This window comes from Clostridium sp. UBA2485, from assembly GCF_002341865.1.
GTDB lineage: Bacteria > Bacillota > Clostridia > Clostridiales > Clostridiaceae > Clostridium_J.
This window is the reverse complement of the sequence record NZ_DDOV01000054.1, coordinates 37,963-56,963: the sequence shown is the minus strand read 5'-3', so window position 1 is coordinate 56,963 and position 19,001 is coordinate 37,963. Positions and strand designations below refer to the sequence as shown.

At 27.0% G+C, this 19,001-nt stretch carries 18 protein-coding genes; 9 read left to right on the top strand and 9 right to left on the bottom strand.

The annotated features are described in order from the left end of the window. Positions 1–363: 4Fe-4S binding protein (locus tag B3603_RS11260; protein ID WP_291564747.1), on the top strand; the 363-nt coding region annotated here is incomplete at its 5' end. Positions 364–573: 210 nt separating this feature from the next. Here B3603_RS11260 and B3603_RS11255 read toward each other — a convergent pair. Both B3603_RS11255 and B3603_RS11250 read right to left on the bottom strand, forming a co-directional pair. Continuing rightward, positions 574–792 (bottom strand): hypothetical protein, encoded by a 219-nt coding sequence (locus B3603_RS11255; protein ID WP_291564744.1) that lies wholly within the window; start codon positions 790–792, stop codon positions 574–576. Positions 793–942: 150 nt separating this feature from the next. After that, positions 943–1,365, bottom strand: a complete 423-nt coding sequence (locus B3603_RS11250; protein WP_291564741.1) for a hypothetical protein — start codon at positions 1,363–1,365, stop codon at positions 943–945. Positions 1,366–1,589: 224 nt separating this feature from the next. On the opposite strand from B3603_RS11250, the gene B3603_RS11245 reads away from it, so the two are divergent. Together B3603_RS11245 and B3603_RS11240 are read left to right on the top strand one after the other, a co-directional pair. Next, positions 1,590–2,507 carry a DMT family transporter gene (locus B3603_RS11245; RefSeq protein WP_291564738.1) on the top strand — a complete coding sequence of 306 codons (918 nt, stop codon included), beginning with the start codon at positions 1,590–1,592 and terminating at the stop codon, positions 2,505–2,507. Positions 2,508–2,728: 221 nt separating this feature from the next. Then, positions 2,729–3,694, top strand: coding sequence for a DMT family transporter (locus B3603_RS11240; RefSeq protein ID WP_291564736.1), 966 nt, complete (start codon positions 2,729–2,731; stop codon positions 3,692–3,694). 222 nt (positions 3,695–3,916) lie between these two features. On the opposite strand, the gene B3603_RS11235 is transcribed toward B3603_RS11240, so the two are convergent. After that, positions 3,917–4,060 (bottom strand): hypothetical protein, encoded by a 144-nt coding sequence (locus B3603_RS11235; protein WP_291564735.1) that lies wholly within the window; start codon positions 4,058–4,060, stop codon positions 3,917–3,919. Positions 4,061–4,478: 418 nt separating this feature from the next. Here B3603_RS11235 and B3603_RS11230 point away from each other — a divergent pair, with 418 nt between their 5' ends. Then, positions 4,479–4,682, top strand: coding sequence for a DUF4177 domain-containing protein (locus tag B3603_RS11230; protein WP_291564733.1), 204 nt, complete (start codon positions 4,479–4,481; stop codon positions 4,680–4,682). A gap of 131 nt (positions 4,683–4,813) precedes the next feature. Here B3603_RS11230 and B3603_RS11225 read toward each other — a convergent pair whose 3' ends face one another. After that, complete coding sequence (locus B3603_RS11225) at positions 4,814–5,398, bottom strand: sigma-70 family RNA polymerase sigma factor (RefSeq protein WP_291564731.1); 585 nt, start codon at positions 5,396–5,398, stop codon at positions 4,814–4,816. 422 nt (positions 5,399–5,820) lie between these two features. On the opposite strand from B3603_RS11225, the gene murC reads away from it, so the two are divergent. Beyond that, positions 5,821–7,212, top strand: a complete 1,392-nt coding sequence (gene murC / locus B3603_RS11220) for a UDP-N-acetylmuramate--L-alanine ligase (protein ID WP_291564728.1) — start codon at positions 5,821–5,823, stop codon at positions 7,210–7,212. 45 nt (positions 7,213–7,257) lie between these two features. Then, positions 7,258–8,220, top strand: coding sequence for a PhzF family phenazine biosynthesis protein (locus tag B3603_RS11215; protein WP_291564725.1), 963 nt, complete (start codon positions 7,258–7,260; stop codon positions 8,218–8,220). A gap of 113 nt (positions 8,221–8,333) precedes the next feature. Here B3603_RS11215 and B3603_RS11210 read toward each other — a convergent pair whose 3' ends face one another. The 4 genes from B3603_RS11210 to B3603_RS11195 all read right to left on the bottom strand — a co-directional run bounded on the left by B3603_RS11210 (position 8,334) and on the right by B3603_RS11195 (position 14,319). Continuing rightward, entirely contained in the window at positions 8,334–8,684 is a 351-nt protein-coding gene (locus B3603_RS11210) for a hypothetical protein (RefSeq protein ID WP_291564722.1), read from the bottom strand. Positions 8,685–8,917: 233 nt separating this feature from the next. Further along, positions 8,918–10,228, bottom strand: a complete 1,311-nt coding sequence (locus tag B3603_RS11205) for an aldehyde dehydrogenase (RefSeq protein WP_291564719.1) — start codon at positions 10,226–10,228, stop codon at positions 8,918–8,920. A gap of 590 nt (positions 10,229–10,818) precedes the next feature. Continuing rightward, positions 10,819–11,925 carry a toxic anion resistance protein gene (locus B3603_RS11200; RefSeq protein WP_291564716.1) on the bottom strand — a complete coding sequence of 369 codons (1,107 nt, stop codon included), beginning with the start codon at positions 11,923–11,925 and terminating at the stop codon, positions 10,819–10,821. A gap of 33 nt (positions 11,926–11,958) precedes the next feature. Next, entirely contained in the window at positions 11,959–14,319 is a 2,361-nt protein-coding gene (locus B3603_RS11195; protein ID WP_291564713.1) for a YceG family protein, read from the bottom strand. Between the two features lie 487 nt (positions 14,320–14,806). On the opposite strand from B3603_RS11195, the gene B3603_RS11190 reads away from it, so the two are divergent. The 3 genes from B3603_RS11190 to B3603_RS11180 all read left to right on the top strand — a co-directional run bounded on the left by B3603_RS11190 (position 14,807) and on the right by B3603_RS11180 (position 17,561). Further along, positions 14,807–16,153 (top strand): [Fe-Fe] hydrogenase large subunit C-terminal domain-containing protein, encoded by a 1,347-nt coding sequence (locus B3603_RS11190; protein ID WP_291564710.1) that lies wholly within the window; start codon positions 14,807–14,809, stop codon positions 16,151–16,153. Positions 16,154–16,226: 73 nt separating this feature from the next. Continuing rightward, positions 16,227–16,883 carry an HAD family hydrolase gene (locus B3603_RS11185; RefSeq protein WP_291564707.1) on the top strand — a complete coding sequence of 219 codons (657 nt, stop codon included), beginning with the start codon at positions 16,227–16,229 and terminating at the stop codon, positions 16,881–16,883. 222 nt (positions 16,884–17,105) lie between these two features. Continuing rightward, positions 17,106–17,561: an SH3 domain-containing protein gene (locus B3603_RS11180; protein WP_039634323.1), complete on the top strand. Its 456-nt coding sequence runs from the start codon at positions 17,106–17,108 to the stop codon at positions 17,559–17,561. Positions 17,562–17,685: 124 nt separating this feature from the next. On the opposite strand, the gene B3603_RS11175 is transcribed toward B3603_RS11180, so the two are convergent. After that, positions 17,686–18,696: a hypothetical protein gene (locus B3603_RS11175; RefSeq protein ID WP_291564701.1), complete on the bottom strand. Its 1,011-nt coding sequence runs from the start codon at positions 18,694–18,696 to the stop codon at positions 17,686–17,688. Between the last annotated feature and the right edge of the window lie 305 nt (positions 18,697–19,001).

Genomic DNA, 19,001 nt, shown 5'->3' with positions numbered 1-19,001 from the left:
CTTAGAAAGCAGGGGAAAGTTCACTGTTCCCATTATTGTCCTAGAGGATCATTACTTCAAAATTTTTTAAGCCATATATCCTTACAAAACAACTTACCTAGTAAATTTAAAACAAAAACTGTAAAAAATATTATTTTAAGTTTCATGTTGATAATGTTTACTATTACCATGATTAAATCCGGCGGAAATATAAATTCAATAGGGTTTGGATTGTTTAGACTTATGATGTCTTCATTAGTCTTAGGTGTTATTTTAGGAATAATATATAAGCCTAGAAGTTGGTGTCAGGTTTGTCCTATGGGGTATGGTTCTGGTCTCATAGATAAAATAATAAAAAAGCCTAAATCTTCTAGCCACAAATAATAATTATAATATCTAATCTTTTTATTGCCTATTTGTATATAAAGCAAAAAACTTCTCAGTATATCTGAGAAGTTTTCCAATAATTTTTATTATAAATTATTGATATATAAAATATGGAAGATAAGTTGAAAGAGCATGTGAACGAAAGGATTGATGATTACTCTATAATTATTTTTATGAACAAATGTTATCTCATATCTTCCATATTTACTAACATTTAAATTTATTAATCATTGTATTCTTTTGTAAAAATTCATTTGTCTCATCTATGTTTCTCATTTTAAAAACTATTTTAGAGTTTTTTTTATTCAATATCCCCCTACAAAGTATATATTTATTATTATATACATCATTTTTAAAGCTAATTTCTAAAGGTAGTTCTTCTCCATTTTCATAATTTAACTCTATAAACATTTGATTACTACTCATTTTTTTCCCCCTAAATTTAACATAGATCATTTATATACTCATTATATCGAACATTTGTTCGCAATGCAATATTTTTCTAAATTTTTTTTTATTTTTACTAAAAAACTCCTAAATCCAAGATTTAAGAGTTTTCTTTATTAAAATTCCAATTCATTTTTTTATCTCATCCCAATTCCACCTTTTTTTAGGCGAATTTAAATTTTTAATTATTTCTTTTTTAATATTCCTTAATAATAAATAGCTAGATATTAATCCTAAATATCCTATTACAATAGCTTTTAAATTATATTTACTTAACGTTTTTATTGTATCATTAATTTCTGCAAGCTCTTTTACCGTTAAAGCACCACTTTTAACTCCTTCATTATAAATATCTAAATTGCTAATACATGCATTGCTGTAAATTACAACCATTATTGAACAGTATAATGAGAGTGCTATACATAATATAAGTACTACATTCTTTATTCCTTTTTCACTGAGGGTGTTATCAATAAATATTTTCTTAATCGCCCAATAGCCATTAATTACAGCTAATATTATCCCAGCAATATATATTACTGTAGGATTCATAAGTTCTCCCCCTTTTTCAAAATTTTCTTTATATTTTAATTGTACCACTTTATGTAGTTTTTACAACCACTATTCTTACCATATATTTTCCAATACATCTTAATATTAATTAATTTTTCTACTTATATATTTTTTCAAATTAAAATAAAGATTTTTACTTAAATAATTATATTAATTGTGTTATATTTTATTTCAATAATATAACTTACCTTAGGAGGAAAAATATGAATAATAAAAATAAAATAATTCCTATAATCTCTGGAATTATATATTCGACCCTATTTGGACTTACTTTTATGTTCAGTTCCATTGCTCTTAGATTCACTTCTCCTTTCGCACTTTTATCTATGAGATTTGGAATTGCTTTTATCGTAATGTCTATACTTGTATTTTTTAAAATTATAAAAATAAATTTTAAGAATAAAGATTTAAAAACCTTATTTTTATTAGGACTTATGCAACCCATTTTATATTTTATTTTTGAAACTTACGCCATAAAAAATACAGCTACTTCAGTAGCTGGTACACTAATTGCACTAATTCCTATATCGGTAGCTATAAGTTCAAGTTATTTTTTAAAAGAAAAACCTACTAAAGCTCAGTATGGCTTTATATTAGCCTCAATAGTCGGCGTTATTATTATAGTAGTTTTAGGTGGGCAAAATAATACTAGTGGAAATTTTATAGGTATAATTCTTTTGTTTGGAGCTGTTATTTCTGCAACTATATTTAATTTATTATCTCGAAAGCTCTCCACCACCTTTACACCTGCTGAAACCACGTATTTTATGATGGGAATTGCTTTTTTTGCTTTTACTCTAATTGCCTTAATAGAAGGATTATTTCAAGGTACATTAGATAAATTTTTCTTACCTTTTTATAATTTAGACTTTCTATTATCATTATTATTTTTAGGAATAATGGCTTCAATAATTGGCTTCTTTTTAGTTAACTTCACTCTATCTAAAATGGAAGCTACTAAGGCATCGGTCTTTTCTAATTTATCTACTGTAGTGTCAATAATTGCAGGAGTTATTTTTCTAGGTGAAAGTTTTAAATTATTTCAAATAATAGGTGCTATTTTAATACTCATAGGAGTATGGGGAACAAATAAATTTGGAGAAAATTATAATCATAAATAAAATTATAATTCTTATCAAAAACTAAAAAGCTTCAATTCATTAATAATGTGTATAAAATTCTTCACTACAAAAAAATCATCAATGGAATTATTAGTTAAAGTTCTTAAAGAAATTAATCCTCAAAGAATTAGTTTCTTTAAAGATTAATAATGATGTTTTATTGTTCCTCTTTAATACTATGATTTTAAATGATAAAATTAAGTAGNNAGGGGGATGGTATTATGATTAATAAGAAAAAAGCCATGCCAATATTTGCCGGCATGGCTTATGCACTATTATTTGGACTAACTTTTATGTTTATATCTATAGCTTTAAGGTATACTTCACCCTTTCTTCTTTTATCTATTAGATTTTCTATAGCATTTATTGTAATGTCTATATTAGTAATTTTTAAGATATTAAAAGTAAATTTTAAAAATAAAAATTTATTACCTTTAATATTGGTAGGATTTATGCAGCCAATTCTATACTTTGCTCTTGAAACTTATGCATTAAAAAGCATTCCTAGCTCTATAGCAGGAACAATTTCCTCATTAATTCCTATATCTGTTGCTTTAAGTTCAGCTTATTTCTTAAAAGAAAAGCCTACTAAAGCACAGTATGGATTTATATTAACCTCTATAGTAGGAGTTATTATAATAGTAATTTTTGGTGCAACAGATAGTGGAAGTGGTAGTTTAGTAGGAATATTACTTTTGATTGGTGCTATATTATCACAAACAGCTTTTACTATACTTTCAAGGAAATTTTCAGTAAGATATACTCCTACAGAAACTACATATTTTATGATGGGAATAGGTGGATTCGTATTCACTATAATTGCTTTTATAGAATGTTTAATTAAGGGGGATTTAACTGCATTTATAACCCCTTTTCTACATAAAGAGTTTATATTTACAATAATTTTCCTATCCATTTTTGCATCAATAATGGGTTTCTTCTTAATAAACTACACACTGTCTAAGATGGAAGCTGCAAGGGTTGCTGTATTTGAGAATCTTTGTACTATAGTATCCATAATAGCTGGAGTGGTATTCTTAGGAGAAAATTTCAGAGTATATCATGTAATTGGTGCTATATTAATAATTTTAGGCGTATGGGGGACAAATCGTTTTACAGCATCTAACCATAAGATAATTGAAGAAAAAGCTATAGATAATACTATAAGAGAAAAAAATCGTGATTAAAAATCACGATTTTTAGTTCCTAATTTATTACTATATTTATGAGAAATTTAAATTACCAAAGTAAAAAAAGTAGGGCTATTCGCCCCCAAAATTTAACTTTCACATCCCTAATATTTTGAAAATTATTTATATTATTTAAAACAAGATTTGGCTAATAAATAGTAGATTAATTTTAAAAATTATTGCTTTATTTATAAATTTATACAAAAGGCTTACTAATTATTATTGGGTATCAAATTGCCAATATGCATACTCTAAATCTACACCTTCTGCAATTCTATCACAATCATCAATTGCCTTCCTATCATCTCTTCTTTTACTCTTTAATTGCCATATAAGATATTCAGAATTGATTTTTGTTAACATATTAACACACCTCTCCATACCTTAACCAAACGGTTATATTTTTTATATATTTATATAATTAATGAAAATCTGTACTATGTCTAAAAAATCTAAGTAAAATTCTAATATTATGCACGTATATTACATTCTATGCATCTGGTTAAATAATTAACACTTTATGTTTAAAGTTTAACATACTTTTTCTACTAATGGAAGTAATTTTTTAGAATATTTTAAATTTTCTATCGACTTTTTTTGTCATAGAAAGTCATGCTTTAATATTTGTTATCACTATTTTATTATTATATTTTAATCATCTACAAATTGTATAAATATTTCATAAATTTTATGAATAAAGTATTGATTTTCAACTCATTATATTGTATATTATACTATATAAATAGTTAGCTCTTATTGTTTTAGAAGGATTCTTATATTTATGTATGAATCTAAGTTTGTGAAATTTGACTTAAAAGCAGGTTTATTATCTCAAGATTCAGCAGAAGATTATCATAAAATAATTGAAGATCATCTAAAAGAAGGTTGGAGATTAATTCAAATATTTGCACCTTCTACAGGAAAGTATGGGCTTTCGCCTTATTTTGAGCTAATTTTTGAAAAAGAAATAAAAAATTCTAATTAAAATTAAATAGCAATTATACTTAATATTTGGAAAAAGCAGAGAAGCAAAATAGTTAATTTAACATCAACCCCTGATAAGTTATATCAAACTTCTTCACTGCTTTTTATTTATTATTTATACAAGTATATTGTTTATTTAATTATATATCCTTTTTTTCTAAACATATCTTTTAATCTTTTTATAGCTACTTCCCTTCTTTTAACTATTGTCATATATTTCATATTTTTATACTCTGAATATTCCTTTAGATTTCCTTTTTTATCTAGATAAACATAGTATATAAGTTCCTTATGTTCAGCTGTAAGCATATCAACAAATTCATAAAGATATCTTCTAGTTTCATCATTAATATAATTGTCAATAAATCTATCTTCATAAGTTAATTTATCTTGAAGTATTATACCTTCTCCTATAGGAGTATTTAGGCTAACTTCATAATTTGATTTAATTTTGCTCCTTATTAAATAATTAAAATTATTTTTTATACTTCTCATAGCGTATGGAATAAACTCGCCTTTGCCTACCTCATATTTATCTATGGCTTTCAATATGCTAATTCTTCCTAGTTGCAGTAAATCATCTTTATCATATCCATTAATATATATAGCATTGCAACATTTATGTAGAAATGGATTTAGTTTATTTATTATATATTCAATTTCTTTGGTCTCTCCATTTTTAGCTCTTAATACTACATCATTTATCTCATTACACATATTTTATCCCACCTTAAAATATTTTCTTCTAATTAATTAGGTATGCATTTTAAAGTAATATTTATAATATTATTGTAAGTTTTGCAAATATTTTTGTATGTATTTCACAATAACATTAATTAAGTTTAAAATATGCTTTTTATAAGTAATAATTAGTGCCTATATTATTTCTTGTATTTTTTTAGTGTTTTTTTGTATATAATTAAAGATGAGAATATTTTATAGGTAAATTCTAATTAAACATTGACTATAGTCAACAGAAATTATTGTTAAGTCTCTTTTATAGGAATTAAAAAGTTTAATAACTTAGAAGTTAGTTATATATTAACTTTTTAAGCAATTTATCTATATATAAGGGTTGCCTATTAAAATATTAATAATAATCTATAGTATGTATGCATTAATATTAAGGAGTTGTTAATATGTCTTTTGATTTTTTAAGAGATAAAAATAAAAAAATACACTTTATAGGTATAGGTGGAATAAGCATGAGTGGTCTTGCAGAAATACTTATAAAGAATGGATATAAGGTTTCTGGTTCAGATATGAAATGCTCTAATATTACTGAAAAATTGAAAAAAGATGGAGCAAAAGTGTATATAGAACATAATGAAAATAATATAAAAGATGTAGATTTAGTAGTTTATACTGCTGCTATATCTCCTGAAAATCCTGAACTTCTGAAAGCAAAGCAGGATGAAATCCAAGTAATGGATAGGGCAGAATTTTTAGGCTACCTTATGAAAGGTCATAAGTATGGTATAGCTGTTTCAGGTACCCATGGAAAAACTACGACTACATCAATGGTTTCTCATGTTATATTAGAGGAAAATTTAGATCCTACTATATTGGTAGGGGGAGAGCTTGACGTAATAGGTGGAAATGTACTTGCAGGAAGTAGTGACTATTTCATCACAGAAGCCTGTGAATATAAAGCTTCATTTTTAAAATTTTTCCCTCATATAGGAGTAATTTTAAATATAGATGAGGATCATTTAGATTACTATAAAGATTTGAATCACATAAAAGATACTTTTAAGAAATTTGTAAATATCATTCCTAATGATGGTTATGCAATAATTAATGCCGATGATGCTGATTGTTTAGATGTTATTGAAGATGCTAAGTGTAATATACTTACCTTTGGTATACACAATGGACAATATAGAGCTAAAAATATTACTTATAATGATTTAGGTTGTGGCAGTTTTGATTTTTGTAAGGATGATAAAATGCTATTTAAAATTAGTTTAAATGTACCTGGCAAACATAATGTTTTAAATGCATTATCTGCTATATGTACTGGGTTAGCACTTAATATTTGTGAGAAATCTATAGTAGAAGGATTATTTAACTTTAAAGGCACTCATAGAAGATTTGAATTTAAGGGTAAAAAAAATAATATAACTGTTATTGATGATTACGCACATCATCCAACAGAAATAAGAGCAACATTAGAAGCATCTAAAAATTATCCTCATAATAAATTATTTGCTATATTTCAGCCTCATACCTACACTAGAACAATTGCACTATTTAATGATTTTGTAGAGTGCTTCGATGGTGTTAATGAATTACTACTTGCAGATATATATGCTGCTCGTGAAAAAGATACTGGAGTAGTTAGTTCATTAAAGTTAGGAGATGCCCTTAGAGATAAAGGTGTCGATGCTAAAAACTTTCATAACTTTGATGAAATAGTTAGCTATTTAGAAAATAATGCACATGATGGAGATCTTATTTTAACTATTGGTGCAGGAGATGTATATAAAATAGGGGAAATGTTCCTTGAGGCATCTTCAAAAAATAACTAGTTATTTTATTTCAGATGTCTGAATAAACTTAGGAGGAATTTAAACATGGGAATATCAGTTTATATAGTAAATGCTTTTACTAAAGATAATAAAGGTGGTAATGGTGCAGGTGTAGTTGTAGATGCTTCTATGCTTAACACCTTAGAAATGCAAATTATTGCAAAAGAAGTAGGGCTATCTGAAACAGCTTTTATAATTCCTAATGCTAATAAAAAAGAACATAATAATTCTAATAATCTAGAAGATTATGATTTTGAAGTTCGATTTTTTACACCAACTCAGGAAGTTGAGCTTTGTGGTCACGCTACTATCGCCAGTTTCTATACCTTAGCAAAGCTAGGAATGATAACCTGCAATGAAGGAAAGAATCAAGAAATTATAAGGCAAAAAACTAAAGCAGGTATATTAGATGTAGAGCTTAATTTTAATGATAGTAACATATCTAATGTTCTAATGACTCAAGCAGAGCCTAAATTTTTATTTGAAATAGATGATAGTAAAGAACTTTGTGATATTCTAGGTATTTCAAGCGAAGATATTTTTATAGAATCTTTTAAGACAAAACCTCAGGCAGTATCTACTGGACTTGCAGATATAATGCTTCCTGTTAAAAATCTTAAAGTCTTAAAGTCAATCAATCCTGATTTTAAAAAATTAGCAGACTATAGTAATTCTTTAGGTGTGATTGGGGTTCATGCTTTTACTTTAGAAACAGAAAATGATACTTCTACTGTTTCTACAAGGAATTTTGGTCCTGCAGCAGGAATTGATGAAGAAAGTGCAACGGGCACTTCTAATGGAGCATTAGGAGCTTATCTTATAAAAAATGAAATTATAAAAGTTAATGAAAATGAAAGCACAACTATTTATTGTGAACAAGGATACTATATGGATAATCCTAGCGAGATAATAGTTAAAGCAAAAAAAAGTTTTGAAAGAATTAGTATTAAAGTAGGTGGAAAAGCCTCAATAGTAAATAAAACTGAAATAGAACTAGGTGTATTTTAAAGGGCTTCTGCCCTTTTATTTATATGAAAAATTTAGTTTATTTATAACTTATAATGTTTTAATTAATTCTTAATATTATAAGTTATCTAAAATAAAATACACCATAATATCTACTAATTATTTTTTAAAGTATCTAAATTCATATCAACATAAAATTCCATAGATCTAATTTCTATAATTAAATCACTATAATCAACCTCGAAATTACAAATTGTTGAATGTATTCCTTTATCCTTTAGTAAATGTATAGTGGCAATATTATTATTATCCTTACATGCCCTTATAAGTATCCCCTGTACCCCTGTAAATTGCATTCTTGATCTTATGTGGTAACTATCCATATTAAGATTTAAAGTTCTATCACCTATTGAAATAAGCAAATCTATATCATTTTCATCTTCTCTAAAAATTTTTATTTCAAAATCACTATTTATATTTAAATTATAATTAGCGAAGCATTTCATAAACATCACCTCTAATTATTATATAGATAAATCATCTAAAAAATTAATGTGCAACTAATAAAGCACCCCATTAAATATTTCAATTCACACCTTTAAGCAATTGAGGATTGAAAATGGACAATTTGACAATTATAGTGGAAACTAATTTTACAAATTAATTTCTTNNATAATTCTCAATTGTCAATAGTAAATTCTCAATTATATTTTGAAGGTAATACATCTACGCCTAATATTTATTTAAATATTTTCTTTATATACTTAATTTTGTCATCATATGGTGGATACCTTAAAGGAACATCAATTGAAAATCCTTTTTTAACCACTGACTTATGATGAGTAAAAGTATCAAAGCTAGCTCTTCCATGATATTTTCCCATTCCACTGTCTCCTACTCCTCCAAAAGGAAGATATAGCGATGCTACATGCATTATAGTCTCATTTATACAAACTCCACCGGATGAGGTATAAGTTAATACTTTTTCTATACTTTTTTCATTCTTTGAAAAGAAATATAATGCCAATGGCTTAGGAAGACTATTAACCATATCTATTGCTTCATCTAAGCTATTAAATTCCAATATAGGCATTATAGGTCCAAAAATTTCATCTTTCATAATGCTATCATTAAAAGTAATATTATTTAATATTGTAGGAGAGATATATAATTCTTTCCTCTCAAATCTTCCACCAATTTCAATATTTCCCTCATCTAAATATCCTATTAACCTATCAAATTGTCCAGTATCTATAATTCTTGGATAATCATTTGATTCTTTAGGATTTTCTCCATAAAATTTTTTCACATAGTAAATCATAGAGTCAATTAATGCATCCTTTACATCTTTATGAACATATACGTAATCTGGTGCTACACAGGTTTGACCTGCATTTAAAAACTTTCCCCAAACTATTCTTCTAGCTGTTACTTTTATGTCTGCATCATAATCTACCATGCAAGGACTTTTCCCACCTAACTCTAAAGTTGTAGGAGTTAGGTTTTTTGCTGCCGCCTCCATTACTATACGTCCTACAGGTACACTTCCTGTAAAAAAAATATAATCAAATTTTTGATTTAAAAGTTCTGTATTTTCCTCTCTACCACCATTTACTACTGCTATATATTCTTCTTTAAAGTTTTGTTCGATCAGTTCTGTTAATACTTTAGATACATGAACACTTTTATTAGATGGTTTTAATATTACTGTATTTCCTCCTGCTATAGCCCCTATCGTAGGTGCTATAGNNGAAAAACAACTTGCAGGAAAATGAATTATTTGTGATCTAACTTTTGTGGGCTGTGACCATTTTTTTAAATTTTTTATTGTATAATTAATTTCTTCTAATACTATGCCCAACTCTGTTGCATATCCTTCAAAATTTGCCTTATTTAAATCCTTATTTAATGCTTCTAATATCTTTTCTTCGTTTTTAGTTATTATATTTTTTAAAAGTGTCAATTGCTTAAATCTAAAGTCTATACTTAAGGTTTCTCCGGTATAGAAATATTTCCTTTGAATATCTACAAGGTCTTTTATATCTCTCATAAGTTTCACCTCGAAATCTTTTATTTTTACTCATATTATTAACTAAATAATACCACTTATTACATGTTTTCTATAGTGCTTTATATAATAAAATTATGACTAAAAATTTAAATTAATATTTATCTTAATATTTATTATATAAAGTTATAAAAATTTAATTATTAAAATTATATAACTATGTTAATCTATAAATTAATATGTACATTACTTATCTAATTAATAGTTGAAAGCTAATGATAAATAATAGCTAAAGTTCTTCCATATTTTAGACTTAGCAAATAATACTCTATCCTTTAATTCCAGTACTAATATAAGTTTTAAAGCCCTATACGTAAAATTTATACTCTTTATGAAATTTTTATTTAAAAGTTGTTGACAACCATTCAGGTATGTAATATAATAATTTTTGTCGGCGGGGTGTGGCGCAGATGGGAGNNTCAATCCCTGTCACCCCGACCAAGAGAGTTGCATAGGCAACTCTCTTTTTTTATTTTAAATTTAGTATGTATAGTTTATTAAATCATATTAAAAACAAAAGGTTGTAAAAAGCAGAAACTTTTTCTACTTTTCACAACCTTTTTATTTTTATGCTAAGTTAATTGTTTTGCATTAAATTCTTTTTTTAGTTCATCTAATTTTTTATTATCTATAGCTCTTTTTTCTCTTATTTCATCTTGTATTTGTTTAGTTTCAGTTATTCCATTTACAATAGTATGCCATGTTTTTTCAAGGGTTTCTACTTCAACAAAGCTACCACTTGCCAATCTTGCAGTTACCTTAGATTGGTTTGCTAAATTTTCTGCATTTCTCATAAGTAGCTCATTTGTTTTTTCATCTAGTGCTGTTAGTGCTTTAGCTTGTACATCTTGCCTTTTTAACATTATTGATTGAATAAGACATTGCTTAAATATTGGTAATGTTATTATAAAGGCTGAGTTTATTTTTCTGATAAGGTTATAGTTGTTGTACTGTAACATTTTTATAGAAGGCATTGTTTGCAATGCAATATTTTCTGCAAGTTTTAAATCATGAACCCTTTGCTCCATCATCTCCCTAACTTGCATTATATTACTCAATTCCATCTTCTCTACATTTCCACCTGTTTCAGCTTTTCTTTCTAACTCTGGTATTATGTTAGCACTAAGCTCTTCAACTGCAAATTCTCCAGCATGTATATACTGTTCTAATTTTTCATAATGCTTAAGATTTTCTTCAAACATCTCATTAAGGCTTATGTTTAAACCATTTATTTCATTTTCATATTCTTTTAAAGATATGTATACCTTCTCAACTTCATCACCCATAGTATGATATTTTTTAAATAATTGCTCTATGGAGTTTTTAGTTTTATTAAATACTTTTTCAAAAAATCCAACTTTTTTTTCATCAAAATCTTTTATGTCAAACTTCTCCATTATTTTATTTAAATTATTTAATAATGTTCCTGTGTCTTCTATCTTAGCCATTTCCATATTGTTAAGTATTCTATCAGAAAACTTAGATATACTTTCCACTGTTTCATTTCCGAATTTTACTACCGTTTGCATATTATCTGTATCTATTTGGGCAAGTATATTGTTTATTTCTGGTGAATTTTCAACTCTTTTTGCTATCTCTTCTTTCTGCTTTTGTAAATTAAATTCTTTAACTTCAATTATCTCAGTATTTTCTGAAGTTGTACTTCCATTTAGTTTCATATTTATCTTCCCTCCCTATATGTTTTCCACTTTTTAGAATCGAAATAACTTACTAATAAAGGAATCCCTTTTTTTCTCTAGATTAGGCATAGATAAATCAAGCCTAACAGAAGGCAAGTTATGACTTTTAAAAGCATTTTCTTTTAATAATATTTCTATATTTTTATAATTAGTAGGTGTGAATACTGCTATATCCATCCCTATAATATTTAAATATGCTAAAGTTATAATATCTTCTTCACTTAAAAAATCTTTAGTATTATCATATATTATCACCTTAGGAATATATGATGTATAGTCAAAAGTTTCTATTAACTTTAAAATATTATCACTAATGTTGAGAACAGTCATTATTATATTTAATTTGAATTCATTCTCCATCTCCCTATTAAAAGGATTCAATAATATTAATTCATTTATTTTAGACAAAATTAGATTTTGTAATTTATCACTTAAATATTTAAATTTATATAAGTCACTATTTTGTACTTTATTAAAATCTAATAATCCATCTCTATCTAAGAAATAAATAATTGAGTATTTATCTTGTCGTGAATATCTAATTTCCGTAAAAGGAACCGTATTTATTGTTAAAGTATTACTATTGGAAGACAATTCTTTAAAATCTCTCCAATACTCCTCTAAATCTTCATGAGTACCATTTATTTTAGCAAATATATTAGGTATATAAACTATATTATTTTCCACTTTAAAATGAGGTCTTATCTTGCCGGTTTCTTTCCACAATATTTTCATTTCATCATAAGTAGTCTTTAATAAAACTGATTTTGTTAAACTTTCATTTAATTGTCTTGGCTTATAGTAACCAACATCCGTTCCTAATAGTTCTTCAAGTTCCTTAGAAGCCCTATATGCTACTGTCTCCTTTATTATGGTTCTTTCTATTACTGGAAAATTCTCAAGTGGAGTAAAGCTATCTAGCTTAGTTAAAAAAGTATATTTTTCTTGCTTGTCCAAAATATTATAAAGTGAATCATCCTCTTCTCTAGGACTGATATAAACAATATCGCAGCCCACAAGAGATGCATATATTAAGAAATATATTTCATGAGCTTTTATTTCTCCATAATATATAATTTTTCCGTTATGCTCTTCATTAAAATTATTATGTAAAGTAACAGAATATCTATTAATCCAACATATAAGCTTCATTACAAAGTTTTGAAGTTTGGATATATTTAAGTTTTCTTCTACATCAAGATATAAATGTAATATCTCTATAAAGCTAGCTTTTATTCTTAAATTAATTTCTTCTTTATTGCTCCTAGGTAAAATATTAAGAGATATTATTTCTGTAATGACTTTATTCTTATCTTTTATATCTAGTAAATTTATCTTTTTCTTAATCTTTCCAATATATTTAGTTGCTTCTTCATTAGATGGTACTGCAATTTTATTTTCAAACTTTAAATAATTGTATTTTTCTTCTTTTAATTTTTTATCCAATTTATATAGATTATTGTAATACATGTCACTATTTTCATTTTCTATACCAATATATCTTTCAAAATATATTGGATAAACTTGATTTTGTAAGTAACCTTCTCTTGCTTTTAAAGTAGTAAAAATATCTTTAAATATATCTTTACTTTTCACTAATAATACCTTTGGTGATTTCCCTTCATCATATAAATCACTACTTACATCAGTTCCATGTTCTAATGTAATTTCTTTTACTTCAACTCTGTTTTTATTGTTGATAGTTAATATAAATTCATTATGATAATCTATTGAGGAAAATATATTATCGTTATCACTATTAATATATAAAACGTCATATCCAATTAAAGAAAGTAATATTAAAAAATATGCTTCATGCTTCTTTATGTTGCCATAATATAAGACTTTAGGATTATGCTCTTTTATATCATAGCAAAAACTCTTAGGTATATACTCATAGAGCCAAAAAATAATTTTACTTATAAAACTAACTATTAAACTTGAATTAACTTTACCTTCATTTTTCATATATAAGTTAATTAATCTTATTAAAGCTTCTTTTATATTTTTATTTATAAAATTATTGATTTTAAGAATACCTTCACGATACAGAGCTTCTACAATATTATCTATAAAAAAGCCATTTAAGGAAGCATTATTTATACAATCTTTTATCTTATTTGTTCTCTCTAAATCATATGGAATATTAATTTTATCCTCAAAATGTATATATATATTTCCTAATTTTGAAAGATTACTGTTTAACTTAATAATTTCACTATAATATTCACTCTCATTATTTAAACCAATATATCTATATCCATATATATATTCATTATTATCACTATTAGAAATCTTTCTTTCTTTCCTTGTTAATAGTATATCTCTAAAAATATCATTTGATTTTTTTAGTACAAAACCTTTATCCTCCATATACATTACCTCTCTTAGCTTAACATCCTTAGATAATTTATGTAACTTTATTATAGTTTAAAAAAATCTTTAGTTCAATTAAAGAAAAGAATAAGTAATCTATAAAACACTTTAATGATTAACTTTATAAATATTTAGGTTTAATTTTAAATATAATTTGAAATTATATTTAAATATTTTTTTTACATTTCGCTGTTTTTCTCATTTGTATGTTTCCTTATAAGTAATTTATGCAATTGAGAATTGACGATTGACAATGGACAATTATGGATACTTCTCTTTTGTAAGAGAAGTTTTAAATTCATTCTTTTTAAAAATCTATTTTTAAAAATTAATTTTCACCTTAATTGTCAATTGTCCATTTTGAATTCTCAATTGAATAAAGTTTATCTATATAGTCTATCCTTTTTTTATATAATCGTATAAATATTTTCCTTGTGTGGAAAAATACTTACTAAAATACTATTTATTTTAGGAAGTGAATTATTTGAAAGCAGAATATAGTGATTTATTTAAAGAACTTATAGAATCATATTCAGAAGGTAACTTTAAAGAAAAAGTTACTAAATTATTAAACAATAATGATACTGAAAAAAATCATATTGCAGCAATAATTTCTAGTCTCTGCGGCGTAGAAATTCCTTTTAGCGATAATTATATAGATGATATTAAAAACGCAATACTTAAATACACTCCTGATCATAAAGTTGTAGATAAAGTAAAAAAATGTAGCATGGACTGTGCAGATAAAGATGGAAAAACTTACTGTCAAAGATCATGCCCTTTTGATGCTATTTTAGTAGATGAAAAATCAAAAACTACTTATATAGACAATAAAAAATGTACTGATTGTGGATTCTGTGTTGAAGGCTGTCCTACAGGAAGTATATTAGATAGAGTTGAATTTTTACCTTTAGCAAATCTTTTAAAGAGTAATAGTATAGTAATTGCGGCAGTTGCACCTGCCATCACTAACCAATTTAATAACGCTAATATAAATCAGCTGAGAACCTCTTTTATGAAAATAGGCTTTACAGATATGGTAGAAGTAGCATTTTTTGCTGATATGTTGACTTTAAAAGAAGCAGTAGAATTCGATGCAAAGATTAAAACTAAAGATGATTTTATGATAACTTCCTGCTGCTGTCCCATGTGGGTTGCTATGCTTAAAAGAGTCTATGAAGATCTAGTAAAACATGTTTCTCCTTCTGTATCACCTATGATTGCTGCTGGTAGGATTATAAAAGCTTTAAATCCTAATGTGAAAGTAGTTTTTATAGGTCCTTGTGTTGCTAAAAAAGCAGAAGCTAAAGAAAAAGATTTATTAGGAGATATAGACTTTGTATTAACTTTCTCTGAAATGCAAGAAATATTTGATGTCTTTGGCATCAAACCTGAAGAACTCCCTGAAACTCCTTCAATTGAATATACTTCTCGCGGTGGAAGATTATATGCTAGAACTGGTGGAGTATCTATAGCTATAACCGAATGTATAGAAAGACTATTCCCTCAAAAATTTGAAAATTTAATAGCAGTTCAAGCTAATGGGATTAAAGAATGTAAAGAATTATTAAATAGTGCTATGGATGGAAAAATTCCCGGAAACTTTATAGAAGGTATGGGATGTATAGGTGGATGTGTTGGTGGACCTAAAGTTATACTTGATAGAGAGCTAGGTAAAATTAAAGTTAATGAATTTGCAAATAGTTCAGAAATTAAAATATCTGTAGATAGTGAAACAATGAATACCATTTTAGAAAAAATTAATATAAATAGTTTAAATGATTTTCTAAATCATGATAAAACCAATATATTTCATAGAGATTTTTATTAAATTATACATTTAATAATAAAATTACCTTTTAGTTATGATGAAACTTTGATATACTACCCTAAGAGGTGATGATATGCTTAAAGATATAAAAGCTGCAATATTTGACATGGATGGAACAATAGTTGATTCTATGTGGGTTTGGGAAAGTATCGACATTGACTACCTAAATAGTAATAATTTATCCTTACCACCAACTTTGAAGTCAGATATAGCCCATCTTAGCTATGATGAAGTAGCTGTTTACTTTAAAAAAGCCTTTAATCTTCCATATACCGTAGAGGAAATAAAAGATCATTGGAATGAGTTGGCTTATAAAGAATATTGCACGAATGTTAAATTAAAGCCCGGTGTTGAAAGATTTTTAGAACTACTAAAATCTATGAATATAAAAATAGCGTTAGCAACAAGTAATAACAGATTACTATTAGAAGCTTGTTTAAAATCAAATGGCATTTATGACTATTTTGACGTTATTACTACTACTGATGAAGTAACACGAGGAAAAGATTGTCCTGATGTTTATTTATTAACAGCAGAAAGACTAGGAATAGACCCTAAAAATTGTATAGTCTTTGAAGATATACTTCCTGCGGTAAAAGGGGCTAAATTAGCTAACATGAAAGTAGTCGGTGTTTATGATGACCATGCAGTTCATCAACATGAAGAAATGATAAAAATTGCAGACAAATTTATAAAAGAATATGATGAATTACTTAAAGAAATAAATTAAAAAGTCGTAATAAAAAGTTACGGCTTTTTAATTTACTACAGATTTTCTTCAAACTACGAGAAAAGTTTACGCCATAGTTATTTATATATTTATCTATACATCTTTAGCCTCATTGAAGTAAATTTTAATAATGTATAATCCATAAAATTAAATTATTAGTCAAGTTTTTATATCTTCTGAATAAACTTATAACAATAGTATTTATTTTACTTAGGGGGATATATGAAGACTTTTTTTATGTACACTTTCTTTATAATAGCTTGTGTAGCTTGTGGATATGCTTTTTTTCTTTCTTTAAAATATAATAAACAATATACTCAACTTAGAGTACTGTCAAGGCGCAATAGTGAATTGTTATCTAAACTTAAAACTTTTAACACTCCGTTAGAAAATTTAATTATATCCTATTTGCCAGTATATTCTTATCATGGAGAAATAAAAAATAGTACTTTATTATATATTGCTCCACTTTTGAATTCAGCTATAGTGAGAAATCTTTCTCGAGGAGTTAAAGTTCAAATTATAGATTGTTGTGAAGTTTATAATATAATCTGGTATGAGGTTAAAGTAATTATTCAATCACAAAATAAAAACATAAAAGGCTTTGTTATGAAAAGCGATGTTAAAGAATTGGAAATTGTAGAAAGTGGTTTATACACATATAAAAATATTGAATGATTGCTATTAGTTTATACAATATTTTAATTAATTATCTTTATAATTTTAATAAAGTATCTCCCATCCTTTACAGATGGGAGATTTATTATGGTTTTATATTAAAATTTTAATAAATTTAACTTTCTTATAAGATTCTTGCTATAGTCAATCTAGCACTTATTCCATTAGCGCCTGCAACTATTACTGAAAGAGTTTTGCTAACTCCAGATGTGTTTATTAATCTTATTACATCAAATTCTTCAAGACTTAATACTACACTACCACTCAATTGATCATTTGCTTGATTAGTTGCCATAGCTTGTGCATTACTATTATTACGTGTAATAGCGAATTGAGCACTTCCTGCGTTATCATTTCCTAAAGCTACATGCCAAGTTATATAATAAATACCTGGAATTACAATAGTAGCAGAAGTTGCGTCAGTAATTATTCCTGTACTACTGCGTAGATTAAAGTTAACCGGTGCATTATTCGCAACTGTTTGAGTCATATTGCTTGATAAAATTGCTATTGCTGTTGGACCTGGTGCTCCGGTTGGGCCGGTTGGACCTGTCGGGCCTGTTGGACCTGTTGGACCAGTTGGGCCTGTTGGGCCTGTTGGGCCGGTTGGACCTGTCGGGCCTGTTGGGCCAGTTGGACCTGTTGGACCTGTCGGACCGCTTGGGCCGGTCGGACCTGTTGGACCGGTTGGACCGCTTGGACCTGTTAAGCCAGTTGGACCTGTTGGGCCTGTTGGGCCGGTTGCTCCTGTTGCTCCTGTTGCTCCTGTTGCTCCAGTTGCTCCTGTTGCTCCTGTTGCTCCTGTTGCTCCGGTTGCTCCTGTCGCTCCGGTTGCCCCGGTTGCCCCTGTTGCTCCAGTTGCTCCTGTTGCCCCGGTTGCTCCGGTCGCTCCTGTTGCTCCGGTCGCTCCTGTTGCTCCAGTCGCTCCTGTTGCTCCAGTTGCCCCTGTTGCTCCAGTTGGGCCGGTTGGACCTGTTGGGCCTGTTGGGCCGATTTGCTCTATCTGAATATCATTATATTGATCCTGAACATTATTATTGGAATCTTCTAATCCTTCCATAATTTCAATCATAGTATCTATCTTTTTTATTGTATCGGCATCTATTGAGTTATTATATTCATCTAACTTAAACATAGTTACCCCCATATATTTTCAACTTATTTGTATTTATTTCAATATCTACAAAAGACATTGAATATACTACGATATAGTATGCTTGTACAATATATTTGGTCCTATTTTTAGTATTGTTATAACTTTATTTACTCAAATTAAATTTGAATTATCAATTATATAGTAATTAATGAAACTTACTCCATAAAAATAGAGATAAGATCTATACACCTTATCTCTATTTTGCTTGTTTATTACATTATTTTATTTACCTTTTAAAACCATACAATTTTATTCTTTTTATAGAACTTATATGAATATTATAA

Coding starts and splice junctions, on each gene's coding strand:
- B3603_RS11225 (WP_291564731.1), bottom strand. CDS start 5,398: ATGTGTAATGAGATAAATGATGTAGTATTAAGAGCTAAAAATGGAGAG.
- B3603_RS11210 (WP_291564722.1), bottom strand. CDS start 8,684: ATGAAATGCTTCGCTAATTATAATTTAAATATAAATAGTGATTTTGAA.
- B3603_RS11180 (WP_039634323.1), top strand. CDS start 17,106: ATGAAGACTTTTTTTATGTACACTTTCTTTATAATAGCTTGTGTAGCT.
- B3603_RS11250 (WP_291564741.1), bottom strand. CDS start 1,365: ATGAATCCTACAGTAATATATATTGCTGGGATAATATTAGCTGTAATT.
- B3603_RS11245 (WP_291564738.1), top strand. CDS start 1,590: ATGAATAATAAAAATAAAATAATTCCTATAATCTCTGGAATTATATAT.
- B3603_RS11185 (WP_291564707.1), top strand. CDS start 16,227: ATGCTTAAAGATATAAAAGCTGCAATATTTGACATGGATGGAACAATA.
- B3603_RS11240 (WP_291564736.1), top strand. CDS start 2,729: ATGATTAATAAGAAAAAAGCCATGCCAATATTTGCCGGCATGGCTTAT.
- murC (WP_291564728.1), top strand. CDS start 5,821: ATGTCTTTTGATTTTTTAAGAGATAAAAATAAAAAAATACACTTTATA.
- B3603_RS11175 (WP_291564701.1), bottom strand. CDS start 18,696: ATGTTTAAGTTAGATGAATATAATAACTCAATAGATGCCGATACAATA.
- B3603_RS11235 (WP_291564735.1), bottom strand. CDS start 4,060: ATGTTAACAAAAATCAATTCTGAATATCTTATATGGCAATTAAAGAGT.
- B3603_RS11195 (WP_291564713.1), bottom strand. CDS start 14,319: ATGGAGGATAAAGGTTTTGTACTAAAAAAATCAAATGATATTTTTAGA.
- B3603_RS11230 (WP_291564733.1), top strand. CDS start 4,479: ATGTATGAATCTAAGTTTGTGAAATTTGACTTAAAAGCAGGTTTATTA.
- B3603_RS11215 (WP_291564725.1), top strand. CDS start 7,258: ATGGGAATATCAGTTTATATAGTAAATGCTTTTACTAAAGATAATAAA.
- B3603_RS11200 (WP_291564716.1), bottom strand. CDS start 11,925: ATGAAACTAAATGGAAGTACAACTTCAGAAAATACTGAGATAATTGAA.
- B3603_RS11255 (WP_291564744.1), bottom strand. CDS start 792: ATGAGTAGTAATCAAATGTTTATAGAGTTAAATTATGAAAATGGAGAA.